Source organism: Sphingomonas sp. (genome assembly GCF_024508665.1).
In the GTDB taxonomy this organism is placed as follows: Bacteria; Pseudomonadota; Alphaproteobacteria; order Sphingomonadales; family Sphingomonadaceae; genus Sphingomonas.
The window spans coordinates 1241773-1257954 of sequence record NZ_JANINP010000006.1 but is presented as its reverse complement, the minus strand read 5'-3'; the positions used below and the strand labels follow the sequence as shown (position 1 = coordinate 1257954).

The 16182-nt window shown below is 61.6% G+C and carries 9 protein-coding genes; 8 read left to right on the top strand and 1 reads right to left on the bottom strand.

Going from position 1 to position 16182, the window contains the following annotated elements; genetic code table 11:
- The 3 genes from Q0L25_RS14740 to Q0L25_RS14730 all read left to right on the top strand — a co-directional run bounded on the left by Q0L25_RS14740 (position 1) and on the right by Q0L25_RS14730 (position 5195).
- Positions 1–981: a CsgG/HfaB family protein gene (locus Q0L25_RS14740; protein WP_296615502.1), complete on the top strand. Its 981-nt coding sequence runs from the start codon at positions 1–3 to the stop codon at positions 979–981.
- Entirely contained in the window at positions 978–3986 is a 3009-nt protein-coding gene (locus Q0L25_RS14735) for a hypothetical protein (protein WP_296615500.1), read from the top strand. The genes Q0L25_RS14740 and Q0L25_RS14735 overlap by 4 nt, the downstream gene beginning before the upstream one ends.
- Positions 3987–4163: 177 nt before the next feature.
- The gene (locus Q0L25_RS14730; RefSeq protein ID WP_296615498.1) at positions 4164–5195 is read left to right on the top strand and encodes a glycoside hydrolase family 172 protein; all 1032 of its coding nucleotides are present in this window, start codon (positions 4164–4166) and stop codon (positions 5193–5195) included.
- Positions 5196–5837: 642 nt separating this feature from the next.
- Here Q0L25_RS14730 and Q0L25_RS14725 read toward each other — a convergent pair.
- Positions 5838–7607: a glycoside hydrolase family 2 protein gene (locus Q0L25_RS14725; protein ID WP_296615497.1), complete on the bottom strand. Its 1770-nt coding sequence runs from the start codon at positions 7605–7607 to the stop codon at positions 5838–5840.
- Positions 7608–7952: 345 nt separating this feature from the next.
- Here Q0L25_RS14725 and Q0L25_RS14720 point away from each other — a divergent pair, with 345 nt between their 5' ends.
- The 5 genes from Q0L25_RS14720 (at position 7953) to Q0L25_RS14700 (ending at position 16154) form a co-directional block, all read left to right on the top strand.
- On the top strand, positions 7953–10676 hold the full coding sequence (locus Q0L25_RS14720) for a TonB-dependent receptor (protein WP_296615495.1): 2724 nt from the start codon (positions 7953–7955) through the stop codon (positions 10674–10676).
- A 192-nt stretch (positions 10677–10868) separates the two neighbouring features.
- Positions 10869–11459 (top strand): RNA polymerase sigma factor, encoded by a 591-nt coding sequence (locus Q0L25_RS14715; protein ID WP_296615494.1) that lies wholly within the window; start codon positions 10869–10871, stop codon positions 11457–11459.
- Positions 11460–11527: 68 nt separating this feature from the next.
- Entirely contained in the window at positions 11528–12499 is a 972-nt protein-coding gene (locus tag Q0L25_RS14710) for a FecR family protein (protein WP_296615492.1), read from the top strand.
- Positions 12500–12602: 103 nt separating this feature from the next.
- On the top strand, positions 12603–15386 hold the full coding sequence (locus Q0L25_RS14705) for a TonB-dependent receptor (RefSeq protein WP_296615490.1): 2784 nt from the start codon (positions 12603–12605) through the stop codon (positions 15384–15386).
- Between the two features lie 141 nt (positions 15387–15527).
- On the top strand, positions 15528–16154 hold the full coding sequence (locus Q0L25_RS14700; RefSeq protein ID WP_296615488.1) for an RNA polymerase sigma factor: 627 nt from the start codon (positions 15528–15530) through the stop codon (positions 16152–16154).
- Positions 16155–16182 lie beyond the last annotated feature (28 nt).

The window sequence follows — 16182 nt, the reverse complement described above, 5'->3', positions numbered from 1 at the left end:
ATGCCGAGGGCGCGCGTTGCGCGCGCCGTCGGTGCACTCATCGTCTGCGCGATCGCCCCGGGTTGCTCGGGCCTTCACGAGGTACGGCTGGCGCCCGGCGAGGCGCCGACCCCGATCGGGCGACCTGCGCGCGACAATCGCACACCGATGGATCCGGCACTCGATTGCCTGGCGAGCCGGCTTGCCGCCCGCTCGGTAAGGCCGCCGGTCATCGCGGTGGGCGACGTGCGCGACTATACCGGCAAATATGCGATCGACGAGGGTGCTGCGATCACCCAGGGCGGCGCCTTGATGGTGAGCTCGGCGCTCGGCAAGCTTGCGCCCGGCATCCGGATCGCCGAGCGGTTCGATCCCGCGGTCGCCGAGCGCGAACTCGCCTATATGGACCATCGCCAATTGGGCGACGGGGCCAGGCACACACCCGGTCCAGGCGCGGCGCCGGTTGCCTGGCTGCCTTATTATGGCGGCAGTATCGCAGCCTCTGACTATTTCATCGTCGGCGGCATCACCGAGCTCAATTACGACATTCGTTCCAAGGGTGCCGAGGCGCGGGCCGGACAGATCGGTCCCAAGGCACGCACCTATACCCAGTCGGTCGCGATCGACCTCAGGATCGTCGACACGCGCTCGCTGCTCGTCGTGAAGACGGTGAGCCTGACCAAGCAATTCACCGGCTATGAAGTCGGGTTCGACCTGTTCCGCTTCTTCGGCTCGACGCATTTCGACATCAATCTCGGGGCCAAGGGCCAGGAACCGCTCCAGCTCGGCATTCGCACCGCGCTCGAGGAAGCGACGCTCCAGCTGGTGGCGGCCGCGACCCAGAGCGACCCCGCGCCTTGCCTTGCGCGGCAGGACTGGTGGGACAGGGCCCCTGCCCCGGCCTCCAATAAGCCTGCCCGTCGGCCGGAACCGTCAAACCTCCTGCTGGCGGGTTCGAATGGCACTCCTCATCCTCCCCTCACGACTGGAGAAATCCGATGAATTACACACGCCCCTTCTCGAAGATGCGCCGCCGGCTTTCGGCCCAGGCGGGGTTCACCCTGGCCGGCATCCTCGCGGTGACACCGGCTCATGGGCAGACCACGACGTTGACGAGCGGCCAACAGATGCTCCGCAACGACCAGAGGCTGTCGACCGCGCTCTCGCTTGCCGACATCGACGGCGCGCCCGTCGCGAGCGACCATGGAGAGGTAACGGGATCGACCGTCACGGTCGCACGAAACGACATCAAGGCCGCCATAGGCGGCAATGACGCGGGGCAATCGCTGGAGACCGGCGGCACCAGCGACGCTGCGCTCGGCCCGGCCGGCCTCGCCGCGACACCCGCTTCCGTTGACGCAAAAGCGGATATGCTCGTCGCCAACGCCCAACGAATGGCCGGAAGCCTTGCCGCGGACGCGTTCGATACGCCCATCGCAATTGCTGCAAGCGACGTGACGGCCAGCAGCCTCGCCCTTCAGTCCAACGACACGACGGCATCGGCGATCGCCAATGCGGCGAGCGCCTCGCTCGATCTTTCGGGTGCCGCATCATCCGCGAGCGCCGGCATGGTCTCGACCCAGTCCGCGGCCCCGCTTTCCAACGTTGCGGTGACCGCGGCACGGATCTTCGAGGACATGACGATCGGCACCGGTGCCCTGACGGACTCATCGGTCTCGCTCGCCGATAACGCCATTGCCGGCGAGGCCTTGGGCAATGATGCGACCCTGACGCTATCTGTCCAAGGTGCAGTCCTGGCGCCTTCTGCCACGAGCGGCGTAACAGCCAGCATGGTAGGAACGGCGGACGGATCGGCTTCGAGCACTGCAGGTTTCGCCATGCTCGGCGTCCAGCAGGCAACCGGTCTCATCAAGGCGCGAACCGGCAACATGACCGAGGATGGTCAGGTCGCGGGTCCCACTTTCGGAATTTCGTCCAGCAGCGCGACAACAAGCGACATCGTGGCAAATACCAACAGCTTGACGGCGGCGGCCACGGGCAACCGCGCAGCCGCAGCGCTCGATCTGACCGCTGCGGCGCTCGAAGGCGACGGGCCCGGGGCCGCCTTGACCCAGGTCCAGCATGCGGGCGGCGCCCAGATCCGGGCCGACACGCTGGGAGGCGTCGGGATCGACATAGGGGGCGCGGCGACGGATTCGCGCCTTTCGCTTGCCGACAACAGCGTTGCCGCTACCGCGGCGGCGAACAGGGCCGAAAGCCGGCTCGACCTCGAGACGGCAACGGGGTCGGGCAGCGCACGTCCAGCGTCCGCCCTCGTCTCGGCGGACGAGAACGCGTATGCCGATGGCCAGGCGGTGATCCAGGCTGCTCAAAGCTTTGATGGCAGCACCATCGCTGCCTCGATCGCCGCTGCCGGCGAACAAATCTCGCTCGGCCAAGGTCTTTCGGACGGGGTTGCGACCTTGACCGGCAACAGCACGGTCGCAAGCGGCGTGGGCAACGACACCGACAATGCGCTGACCCTGACCTCGGCAGGCACGGCGCCCAGCGCTGCGCTGGCCAATCTTCAGTCGGGCAACGGCTATGTGACAATAGCACTCGGCGCGCCAGGCCTGCCCGCCGGCGAACGAGTGACGGCGGGGGATACCGTGACCGGATCGGTGCTTACGATCGGCGATAATGTGGTGGCAGGCTATGTGACCGGCAATATGGCCACCAACGCGCTGGCCGCAAAAGGCAACCCGGCCCCATCGGCGGATGCCATTCCGATGCTAGGCGCCTCACATCCCGCATTGGCAGGCCCGACCGGCGACTCTTATGGCGCCGAAGGCGATCTCGTGATCGGCAACCACCAGACATTGGGGGAACCCGACCCGTCAGGCGTGATCAGGACGGCGGTGTCGGCCGATGTCGCGACGCGAAGCGGCATCGACGCACCGGACACCGCCCAATCCACGCTGGCCATAACCGGCAACAACCAGGGCGCCCAGGCGCTCGGCAACATGACCGCGAACGCGCTCGATGCCGGCGGCACCAGCGGCGCTGCACTGTCGTCCTTCCAATATGGCAATGCCTTGGTCGCGGCATCTTCGGAGGCGGCGACCGTGCTCCCGGCCAATGCCGCGGATGCCAATATTACCATCACCGGCAACGACAATCGCGCGCTCGCGGTCATGAACGACGCCACCAACATCCTGACCGGCGTCGGCGCGCAACCGGCCACTGCCGCATCCGCGAGCGCTTCGGCAGCTCCCTTGGTCGCTCCACTCGCGCAGGCGGATGCAGCCCTTGCCAACCAGCAATTCGCCGAAGGGCGAGTCGAGGCCGATAGCGGCTCGAGCCTCGGCGCTGCCGGCAGCGATGGCCGGATCGCGGGCTCGATGCTGACCATCAGTGACAATCGCGAGGCCGCCGAAGCCGCCGGCAATCGCGCGCTCAACACGCTGGAGGCAGGATCGGCCATCACGCGCGCCAGCCTGGCGCTGGCCAACAGCCAATCCAATCTTGCGACGGTGACCGCTTCGGCTTCGGCTCCAAACCCTGCGACCGCGACAGAGGTGACGGGTTCAATGATCGATATGGAAGGCAATGGCACGACGGCCTTGGCGCGCGGCAACACGGCGGAGAACAGCATCGATGCAGGGACCGCTGCCACCGTACCGGGCGGAATCGCGAACGATACGGTCACAGGCGATGTCGCGCTGGCGAGTGCGCAGTATAATGGCGCCGCCATCGCGGCGTCGGTCACGGGACTTGCCGCCCCGCTCAACGGCATCGTGACGAATTCAGTCCTTACCGAAAAAGCTGCGGTCAAGTCGGCCACTGCTTATGGCAACAGCGCGACCAACAGCATTGCGGCGACAAGCGACGTGCTCGGCCTTGCCAGCCGTCAGGTCAATACCGGTTCGGTGAGCGCGCAAATCTCGGGCGGCTACCGGATGGCGACGGGAGCCCTGCAAGCGAGCACCGTCGCGATCACCGGCAATCAGCTCGCAGCAACGGCGGTGGGCAACCAGGCGAGCAGCGCGATCGCTGCCTCCCGCTGACGCGAGCCGTCCGGGCGCGACGGAGCTGTCCTCCTCCCAAGCCCGCCCTCTCGGACGGGGGAAGGCCGTCACGCATCAGCGTGGCGGCCTTTTCGTTGCGGGCCCGGCACAGCCAGCCCGTTTTTTCATCGACCCGCGTCATCCGACGCGCCCAACCAAGCAATCGGAAGCGACTTCATGCACGGCGATAGTCTTGAGCCCTATCTCTGGAACCCCAAGCTCGTGTCGCGCGCGATATCGTTCGAAAATCCGACCGGTACGCCCGGGATGGGCGGCCAGGCGGCGTCGCCGCTCGGGCCGGGGCGCAAGGGATCGGCCTGGCGTTTCGTCGAGCCGCAATCAGCCGTAACCCTTGCCGATATCACCGGTCCCGGGAGCTTGAGGCATTGGTGGATGACGACCAGATTGCATCCCGGCCTGGCCCGTGGCGTGATGATCCGGATCTATTGGGAAGACAGCGCCTTTCCCTCGGTCGAGCTTCCCTTGGGCGAATTCTTCGGCTTCGCCCAAGGCCGCTGCCAAGCGTTCCAATCCGCCATGCACAGCGTCACATCCGCTTATGGCATGAATTGCTGGCTCCCCATGCCCTTCCTGCGTCATGCACGGGTCGAGCTCGTCAACGAGACCGACTGGCGCTTCGCGCTCTTCTATCAGATCGACTATACACTGGGCGACGACCATCCCGCCGATCTCGGACGACTGCATGCGGGTTTCAGGCGCGAAAGCCCGACCCGGATCGGGACCGACTTCGAGATCCTGCCCCGGCGGACCGGCGCGATCCGCTATCTCGGCGCGATCCTCGGGATAGGCCCCAGCGAACCCCGCTGGTGGGGCGAAGGCGAGGTCAAGGTCTATATCGACGGCGACCAAGCCTTCCCGACCATCTGCGGGACGGGTGCCGAGGATTATGTCGGCTGCGCTTATGGAGTTCAGGACCAGGCCTTTCTCCATCACGGCCTCAACTTTCGCGAGCAGGAGCATGACGAGGATACCGGACGCGTCTCGCTCTATCGCTGGCATCTGGCGGACCCGATCGTCTGTGCAGAATCGATCCGGGTAACAATCCAGCAGATCGGGATCGACAGCGGCATGCTTTACGAGCGCGCCGACGACTGGTCGGCAGCCGCTTTCTGGTATGAACGCGGCGCCCTTCAGCCTTTATGGAAACCGGTCGGCGTCAAGGAGCGCGTGGCGGACTTGATCGGCTGAGGATGCTATCGGCCCGGTGACCGATCAGGGCAGCCAGCAGGTTCTTGGGCCAAGAAATGGCCAGCTCGAGGGCGCCTATACATCCGTTCCTTTGGAGCGGGTCCGTGCCAAGTCCGCCCGGCGGGTTGCCTTCTCCTCCCAGAGACCCGCCGGGCGGGAAAGACCGTCACGGCCAAGTGGACGGCCTTTCATCCAGCGCCACGCGTAAGCGCGCGGATGGCGATACCAAGTGACCTCGGACCTGAACGACCGGGCGGGATCGAAGCCGCAATCACAATCTCCAGAACGCCGGCCGGCAACACGGCAGTCTCGTCGAGGTGGTCACGGCGGGCTCGCCAAACGGGATGGCACGCCCCTTCTTTGCAGCGTCAGAGCAGCGGTGCGACATTTCGGATTGCGAGCATTCCGCGGCGTGTCGGTCGACAGAAGACGACCTTCGATAAACAAACCGCCAACAGATCATAAGGAGGGTGCGGCTCGAAGTCACCGCGGTACAGAATGATGGACGGTTCAGTAGCGGGTAACCGCCCGGCCAGACATCCGTCCGGCCGGGCGGGAAAGGCCGTTACGAGTCGGATAACGGCCTTTCTGTCTCGAACTGGCGCAAGGCCCCGCAGCTGCCTTTGCGCATTGTCGAGAATATTATCCCGAAACGCGCGCTGCCCTGGCACCAAGCGCCGTCGTCAACGGCGCGTGCATTGCCGCAAGCCGCTCAGCGGGAATTTTGACGACATCGCGATCGTAGCTGACGAGCCCGTTCACTTCGCCTTCGACATCGGTGAACTGGGTATAGACGGCGGCCGAGAGGCCGTCGGGGATCAGCTGGGCGAGTTGCAGCATCATCGAGTGATAATGGACAGCGAGTTCCTCGAGATTGGCGCTGTCACGATAGCTCCAATTGCCGGTCTCCTGCCATTTGTGATCCTCGAGCCGGGCGCCGAGGCCACCGAATTCGCCGAGCACGGAGGCCCGCCCCGGCTGCGGGTCCCACATGCCGGGTCCGGGATAGATATGCTGATCGAACGTCTCGCCATAACCGAGATCGTTCCAGCCGCTGGGTCCGTTGGCGAGGCGCGACGGATCGCGCTGCTTGACCGCGGCCAGCGTCGCATTGGTGTTATGCTGCCCCCAGCATTCGTTGAAGGGAATCCAGGACGTGATGCAGGGGAAATGTTCCAGCGCATCGATCATGGCAAACAGCTCGGCACGCCATTGCGCCGCGTCCTCGGGATTGAAGACGCCGTCGAGCGGCTGAAGCCGTTGCGGCAGATGCCCGGGTTCACCAGTCTTGATGGCGGACGGCATGTCCTGCCAGACGATGAGACCGATCCTGTCGCAATGATGATACCAGCGCGCCGGCTCGACCTTGACGTGCTTGCGGGTCATGTTGAACCCCATCGCCTTGGTCGTCTCGATATCCCAGCGCAAAGCCTCATCGGTGGGCGCGGTATAGAGGCCATCGGGCCACCACCCCTGGTCGAGCGGGCCGTAGAGGAAGATCGGCTTGTTGTTGAGCCAGATGCGGTCGCGCCCGTCGGTCGCGCGCCGCACCTCGACCTTGCGAAGGCCGGCATAGCTGGTGACGCGATCCTCGATGCCGGGGGCCGAATAGATAAGTTCGAAATCGTAGAGGAACGGGTCGGCGGGCGACCAGGCACGAGGATGGGGAATGGCGATTTCGACCGGGCTGCAATAATCGGTCATGCAATCGAAGCGGTCGATGACGGTTTGGGCGACCTCTTCGCCATCGGCCAGCACGCGGATCTTCAACGCGGCATCGGCGCGCGTCCAGTTGAGATACACCGAGACGTTGAAGCTTCCGGCATCATAGTCGGGCTGGATCCGCAGCTTCTCGATATAGCTGGCGGGCACGGCTTCGAGCCAAACGGTCTGCCATATGCCGGTGACCGGCGTGTACCAGATGCCATGCGGGTCGTTGATCTGCTTGCCGCGCGGCTGGGCGCCGGCGTCATTGGGATCCCAGACGGCCACGACCAGTTCCTGCTCGCCTTCGACGAGTGAGGTGGTGATGTCGAAGCGGAACGGGTCATAGCCGCCGCGATGGATGCCGAGCGGCTTGCCGTTGAGCCAGACCTCGGCTTCCCAATCGACCGCGCCAAAATGGAGCCAGAGACGACCGCCTTCTTCCAGGTCAGGCGCCGCGAAGGTCCGGCGGTACCAGAGCCGCTGATCGGGCCCGACGCGGCGCTCGACGCCGGACAAAGCGGATTCGACGGCGAAGGGTACGAGGATCTTGCCCTCGAATTCAGAAGGAGCCGCAGCCGCGCGCGGCTGGATCGCATAGTCCCAGGCGCCATTCAGGTTGGTCCAGGCCTCGCGCCGCAATTGGGGGCGGGGATATTCGGGAAGAGGCACGTCGACCAACGCCTCGTCCGACCAACGTGTCTTCATTCCAAGCTCCTAGCTGGAGAGGCGCCGGGCACGAAGCGGGCCACCTGATTGCGAGAGACGATCGGCCCGCCAAAGGAGTGGAGAGACGGCGGGCCGACCCAGCCTTCGCCCAAGCGAGGCTGCCGGGAAGAAACGCGCGTCGCCGACGCACACCGCAAAGCATCGCGCTCCACCCGATCCGCCAACAGGCTTGCAAAGTTTTTTTGGTTCGGCCGATGGTCCGTTCGGGGACCTCGCGGGTGGAAGGTATCGGGTGCACACTCAAGTGCACCCTGCCTTCGCCAAGAATGAGGGGGGAAAATGTACTATCGAACGCAATTCGGGACGCGGTTGAAATCGAGCCTGATGGCCCTGACCGCCTTGAGCGCGATCGCCGTAGCGTGCGCGAGCACGAACGCGGCCGCCCAGGAAAAATCGACTGCCGACACCGGCCATGACTTCCAGGTTCCGGCCCAACCGCTTTCGCAATCGATCGTCGCGGTAGCCAGCACGGCCAACATCCAGGTTCTCTATAGCGACGAACTGCCACCCAGCGTCCAGGCACCGGCCTTGTCAGGACGCATGAGCGTCGACGAGGCGCTCGCGCGGCTGCTCAGCGGCACCGGCTACACCTTCCGCTACACGCAGCCCGGCGTCATCACGATCATCGCGGCAACGCCGGCTGGCAGCCCCGACGGTGAGCGCGTGCTGGGCGCTGTCCGAGTGCAAGGCTCGCAAGGTGGATCGAGCGCGCTTCCGGGCTCGTCACCGGTCAATGGCATCAACGGGTCGCGGGATGTGACCGCAACCGAGGGCACAGGCAGCTATACGTCGAATGCACTGACGGTCGGCTCGAAGACGGCCGCCAGCATCAAGGACACGCCGATGTCGGTATCGGTGCTGACCAGCCAGCGGCTCCAGGACCAGAACATCACCGACCTCAATCTCGCGATGCGCAACCTCCCCGGCGTCACGGTGACGCAGGGCAGCAGCGCGGACGAGCTGAAATTCTATTCGCGCGGCTTCGAGATCACCCAATTCCAGTTCGATGGCGGCGCTCCGATGAATACTGCCGGGACCGCATACAACCGAGTCATCGACCTATCGCTTTACGATCACATCGAACTGGTGCGTGGAGCGGCTGGTACGTTCACTGGCTTCGGCGATCCCGGCGGCATCATCAACCTGGTCCGCAAGAAGCCGCTCGATCACCAGCAATTCCTGCTCGACATGCAGATCGGCAGCTGGGACTGGCACCGGGTCAGTGTCGATGTCACCGGCCCGCTCGCTTTCGGCGGGAAATTGCGCGGTCGCTTCATCGCTACACATCAGGACAACAACTTCTTCTACAAGATCGCGAAAGCCAATCGCAACGTTCTCTCCGCGTCGCTGGAATATGATCTGACGCCCTCGACGCTGGTCAGCATCGGTTTCAACTACCAGGACAGCCACGACCTTCCATTCGTCAACGGCTTCGTTCGTTATCAGGACGGGCGCTCCCTCGGGCTGCCACGCTCGACCTGCTTCTGCTTCGATTATGCCAAGAACAACGCCGAAAATAGGGAATTCTTTGGCCAGATCGATCAGCGGATCGGTGACAAATGGACGCTAAAGATCAAGGGCACCCGCATTCAACAGCGGCAAGCATCCATAGGCCCAAGCATATTCGGATCAGTTAACCCATATACTCTTCTCGGGTCACGCGCTGACACCGGCGGCTACCTGTTTAATCACATTCGGGCGACAATGCTCGAAGTGACGCTAGACGGAAGCTTTCGGCTATTTGGCCGAGATCAAAAAATAGTCTTCGGCGCCAATTACTCAATGAGCGATCCGGCCGGCACGCTGGCCGGACAGACCAGCGACCCATACACTGGAGCCACCTCGACCTTTCCCGGAATGGATTTGTATCCCACTGTCAACATATTAACATTCAATTCTAGCCAGTTTATTGAGCCGCCATTTCCACCTGGATATTCATCCAAAGTCATTTACGGTGACTATAGGTACTTGAATTCGTACTTAAATTTATCTCTAAATATTATAAAGCATTTACATATCAATACTGGCCTTAGATATTCTGGATATAGAAATAGAGATCTCATTAATAGAACTTGCTATTTGTGGGACATAATTGACAATAATAGCGTTTGCTTTAATCATTCCGTTGGCGACCAGCTCCCAACAAGATCAAATATCGTAGTTAAGGGATCAGATTTCTCATGGCCACCTTCCATTTCATGGAGCTACGACATCACAAATAATTTAACCGGATCGGCCGTATATAACGATATCTATATTGACCAATCAAATAGCCTCGATCGAAATGGCAATCCCATGCCACCGATTACCGGCAAAAATTTCGAGGGCGAGCTCAAATGGACGTCGCCAAGCCGCAAGCTTAATGCGGGACTGTCGGTCTATTACACCAAGCAGCTAGGTTATGCCGCCGGCGATCCGATTTGCTCCGGCGACATTCCCGATGCGCGCTGCACGAGCACTTCGACATCAAACCCAGGCCAAGTAGCGGTATTGAAGAGCTGCTGCTACATCTTCGATCCAACGCGCGAGAATATCAGCTATGGCACGGATATTGAAATTTCCGGCGAAATCCGAAGGGGTTGGCAGCTTTCTGCGAGCTACAACTTTAACTATAATTACGTAAAGAATGCCAAGATTTTCGACGGGAGCGCCCAGCCGCTCACCGCTTTCGCGCCACGACACCGGCTGCAATTGTGGACTAGCTACACGGCCGGCGAAAATTCGCGCTTCAAGGGGTTGAGCGTCAGCTTCGGTGCGCAAGCGCAAACCAAGACCTTCAGGGTTGACAGCTACTGCACCACCTTTGCGCCCCATCCGGTAACCGGACTTCCCCGCTGCGTAGCACGGCAAGCAGTCTCGTTCACCGATCCAGGTCATGTCGTCCTAAGCGGCGCGATCGGCTACAAAATCAACAGCCAGCTGCAGTTTGACCTGCAGATGGAGAATCTGCTCGACAAGACATATTACGAGACGGTCGGCGGTATAGGGGGGGGCAATTTTTACGGCTCGCCGCGCAGCTTCAAACTGAGCATGCGCGTCAAGCTGTAAGCAGCGCCGCATGGGGAACTGCCCGGGTAACAATCCCCGGGCAGCTTCTCCAATTGCGATTGCCTCTTCGGATAGCCAGCCGCGTTCGAGAAAAATCTCCTCTCCCGATAGGCCCTTTCCCCTCCCCGCGCGTCGAAGAAAGGGGCCGACTGGCATTTTCGTGTAGAATGGCCCCGAACCGGGGTTGAACACGTGGTGGGTCAGGCAGACGATCCTGAAAGGCTGGTCCCTATCGCGCGGGCGCGGGCGGCGCGCGCGTTGGCGAGCGGCGACCCCGGCGGACCGCTTTATGAGGCGTATATACGCCTCAGTCCCGCACTTGCGTCCTTCCTGAAGCGCCGCACCGGATGCGACCAGGCGGCGCAGGATCTGCTTCAGGATGTGTGGCTGCGCGTTGCCCATGCCGCCGACGACCGCTCGATCGACAATCCCGATGCGTTCCTGCAGCGCGTCACCGGCAATCTTGCGCTCGACTGGCTACGCCGCAACCGCTTCCGCTCGACCTTCTACGATGCCGAAGCCGACGCGACGGCCGTCGCGACCCCGGCGCCCGACGCCGAACGTATCTACAACGCCCGGCGCGCTATCGATTATCTGCGGATTGTGGTCGACGAGTTGCCGGAAGGACGCCGCAAGGTCTTCCTGCTGTGCCGCGGCGAAGGGCTGACCGCCAAGGAAGCTGGCAAGCGCCTGGGGATCGCTGAGAAGACCGTCAAACATCAGCTCGCATCGGCGATGGCGCATATTCGCGAGCGCCTGGTACAAGCAGGACTCTGGCCGTGATCGACGATAACATCCGAAATGGGGCAAATGACGATGGGCCTGGTGAAGAATCCGCGCGTCGAGATGGCATGACGGCAGCGATCGTCCCTGAATTCGAGGAACCCGATTTCGACACGCTTGAGCGCGCGGCGGAATGGATCGAACACCTCTCCGGACCGCACGCGCTGGAGAAGCGCGCGGCGTTCGATGCCTGGCTCGCCGAACGTCCCGCACACGAATATGCCTATGCCGAAATGCGCTCCTTGCGCGAGGCGGTCGCCCCGACCGCGCAAATGACCGCGACTCGCGAGCGACAGGAAACCGCGCTTCGCCGTCAAAGGGTGCGCCGCCGGATCGACACGGTAGCGGCGACCGCCGCCGTACTTGGTCTTGGCCTCGCCTGGGGCCCTGATCTCGCGCTGCGCATGCAAGCGGACGCCATGACGCGGCCCGGCGACATGGAGCAGGTCAGTCTCGTCGATGGCTCGCGGATCGCACTCAACACGGGATCGGCGATCAGCACGAGTTTCGCATCCGGCAAGCGGGAAGTCCGCTTGTTGAAGGGCGAGGCTTTTTTCGACGTGGCCCGGGACCCCTCGCGTCCTTTCGTCATCACAGCGGGTGATTCACGCATCCGCGTCCTAGGCACGCACTTCAACGTGCGAATGGATGGAGCGCGCACGACGGTAACGGTCGCACATGGGCGGGTAAGTTTCGGCCCGATCTCCAACCCTGCGGCCCAAATTCTGCTGACCGACGGCCAGCAAGCCTTTTCGGAAGGAACGTCATCGCAACGCCAGCCTGTCTATGATCAGAACGAAGCCCTGGCGTGGCGCCGCGGCCGCATGATCTTCTACCGCAAGCCGGTCCGCGATGTGATCGCCGAGATCGCGCGTTACCGTTCGGGCAATGTGCTGGTGCTGAGCTCCGGATTGGGCGCCCGCACGATCTCCGGCACATTCAGTACGAGGACGCCGGATCTTGCCCTGACCAATGTGGCGAGGACCATCGGCGCCCGCGTTCTCGATCTACCCGGCGGTATCACGATCATCTATGACTGACAGGTGACCCGATAGGCCCCCTGCCCCTCTCGAACGTCGATCGTATCGGAGCAACCGCGAACCGGCGGCTCCCATACCAATCGACCATCTTGGGGGGATTACAATGATAACCTCGACCCGCGGCCAGTCGCGCCGCGCCATCCGAATTGCGGCGCTCGCCCTTACCGCGCTGACGCCCGGCTTGATCGTAGCGACCCCGGCGCTCGCGCAATCCGCTCCCGATCGCACCTATGATCTCGACATTCCCGCGCAATCGCTGGCGACGTCACTGACCGCATTGTCGTCGGCCACGGGTCTTCAGGTCGTCTACACCGACAATGAGCCCCTTGCCGTGAACGTTCCCGCGTTGAAGGGCCGAATGACGATCGACGAAGCCCTCGCGCGACTGACGGCGGGAACCGGCTTCACCTATCGTTTCACCGCGGCCAGCGTCGTCACACTCGTCAAACTGCCAGCCGATGCCAGCAGAGGTGGTGAACGCGTCCTCGGCGCCGTACGCGTGCAAGGGGCGCAGGGTGGCGCAAGCGAGCTTCCAGGCTCGTCACCGGTGAACGGCATCAATGGCTCGCGAGACGTGACCGCGACCGAAGGCACTGGCAGCTATACCTCGAATGCGCTGACGGTCGGCTCGAAGACCGCGGCGAGCATCAAGGACACGCCGATGTCGGTATCGGTGCTGACCAATCAACAGATGCAGGATCAGAATATCACCGATCTCAACGGTGCGATGCGCAACTTGCCGGGCGTAACGATCACAACCGGCAACTCCGCCGATGAGCTGAGATTCTTTTCCCGTGGGTTTCAAATCACTCAGATTCAGTTTGACGGTGGCGCGCCGATGCTGGCCGGCGGATATTCCACCAATTACACGCCGATCATCGACCTTTCGCTGTTCGATCATATCGAACTGGTACGTGGTGCGTCTGGTACGTTTAACGCCTACGGCGACCCGGGGGGCGTGATCAACCTGGTGCGCAAGAAGCCGCTCGATCACCAGCAATTCCTGCTCGACATGCAGATCGGGAGTTGGGACTGGCACCGAATCAGCGTCGACCTTACCGGCCCGCTTGCCTTTGACGGCAAGTTGCGTGGACGGTTCATCGCGACGCATCAGGACAACAATTTCTTCTACAAAATTGCCAAGGCCAATCGCAATGTACTGTCCGGAACGCTCGAATATGACCTAACGTCGACGACGCTTGTTAGCGCGGGCTTCAACTATCAGGATAGCCACGATTTGCCATTCTCAAACGGGCTGATGCGCTATGAGAATGGCGAACCGCTTGGCTTACCACGTTCGACCTGCTTCTGTTTTTACTTCGCGAAGGCCGATACAGAAAACAAGGAATGGTTTGGTCAAATCGAACAGCGATTAGGGAATCAATGGACTCTAAAACTTAAGGGCACGCGCATTACCCAAACTCAAGTTACGATACGTCCAGGCGTAACAGGTTCCGTAAACCCCTATACACTGCTAGGCGCTGGTGCGTATCCGTCGTCATTTTACTACGGACATGAACGGCAAACGCTATTCGAGGCAACTATCGACGGAAAATTCAGGCTATTTGGACAAGATCAAAAAATCGTTATCGGAGGAAATTACTCCATGGAGAATCCTGCCGGAACAACCAATGGACTCTACGCCGATCTGTACACCTTACAGCCGCTTCAGTTCACTCGCAGAAATAGTGCAGAATTTGACGCATTTCATTTTAACGCCAATGAATGGGGAGATCCCATAATTCCTGGCGGGTATAGTAGCAAAATACTTTACGGAGACAATCGATATCTTAATACCTACGTTAGCCTTGAACTAACCCCAATCAAGCACCTACATTTATCTACGAGCATACGCTATTCTGAATACCGTAACAGAGGTCTGGGATCTTCTGTGTGTTATGCGATTTTTGTGACGCTGAATAGAAATGGGTGCGGTACTAAAAAGACGGGCGATCTTGTCGTGTCCCGGGTCGGCACTCAGATTGGCGGTGGAAATTTCTCGTGGCCCCCTTCCGTTCAGTGGCGTTACGATCTGTCCGACAATGTTACCGTTTCAGCAATTTATACCGACATATATATCAATCAGTCGAGCCAACTAGACATCCATGGGAATCCGACCCCACCCATTACGGGGGGTAATTTCGAAGGGATGATTAAATGGCAACCGTCCAGTCGGAAGTTGAATGCCACTTTATCCGGCTACTATACGAAGCAAAATGGCTATCTATATGTTGATCCCGCCTGCTCCGGCTCAACGAGAGACCCTAGGTGCACAGACAGCTCGACGACCACAACACCGGGGGAGCTCGATCACCCTACGTCGTGCTGCTTCGTTTTCGATCCGACGCGGGCGAACATCAGCTATGGAACCGATCTTGAAGTGCAAGGCGAAATTCGAAAGGGCTGGCAGCTATCGGCGAGCTACAATTTCAATTACAATTACGTGAAGGGCGGCAAGCTGTTCGACGGGCAGCGGCAGCCATTGACGGCCTTCGCCCCTAGGCATCGCTTCCAGTTCTGGACCAGTTATACTTTCGACGAGGGTTCGCGCTTCAAGGGGCTTTATCTGGGCTTCGGCGCGCAGGCGCAGAGCAAGACTTTCGTCACCGACAGCTATTGCACTGCCTACGTTCCAGACCCGAATTCAGATATCCCAGGCGCCCAGAGGTGCGCCGATAACGCGTCGGTGCCGGTCAACTTCACCGATCCAGGCCGTGTCATCCTGAGCGGTTCGATCGGCTACAAGGTCAACGACACGCTGCGCCTCGACCTTCAGATGGAGAATCTCCTCGACAAGACCTATTACGAAACCGTCGGCGGCATCGGCGGCGGCAACTTTTACGGCAGCCCGCGCAGCTTCAAGCTGTCGCTGCATGGGAAGTGGTAGGCCATTCGCCATCTTTATGAGTGCTGACGTCGGGAGCCGCGGCCTGTCCGCGGCTCCCTCCCCTCTTGCCCCTCGATCGAACCCAGCCTCCCCGGCGGCAATGCCTCACCCCATTGCGGTCGATCCAATCGGAACGCGTTCTTGGCTTACGAGATGGGAGAGCCGGCCAAAAACCTCATCCTGTTCCCTGGTGCGCCTGCGCGCAGCAATGTCGCGCGGGCGCCGATTCCGCGGGAATGCCCCTCCGATACAGCTCCCTCATCCCGAACCCTGGCCGAAGCCTATGACCGGCGCCGCGCCCGCATCCGGGCGTTCTTCTGGCGGCGGACCGGCAGTCAGGAAGCCGCCGACGACCTGACGCAGGAAGTCTGGCTGCGCATCGCCAAGAGCGCGGACGAAGGCGATTTCGACAACCCAGATGCCTGGCTCCAGCGTATCGTCGTCAATCTCGCGCTCAATTGGCTGCGCCAGCATCGCTTCCAGGCGCGCTACATGATCGCCGGCGGCGACGAGCACGACGCGCATGACGACACCCCCGATCATGACCGCCTCGTCCAGTCGCGGCAGAGTCTCGCTTACTTGCGCGAGCTGATCGATGAATTGCCGCCACGGCGCCGTACGGCCTTCCTCCTCTATCGTGGCGAAGGATTGTCGCTCGGTGAAACCGCCAAACGGATGGGTGTGAGCAGTTCGACCGCCAAGAAGCAGATCGCCGCTGCCCTCTTGTTTCTGCGCGACCGGATGGGCGAAGCTGGCTTATGGCCATGAACGGTGACGATCGACAGGGAGCTGGCCC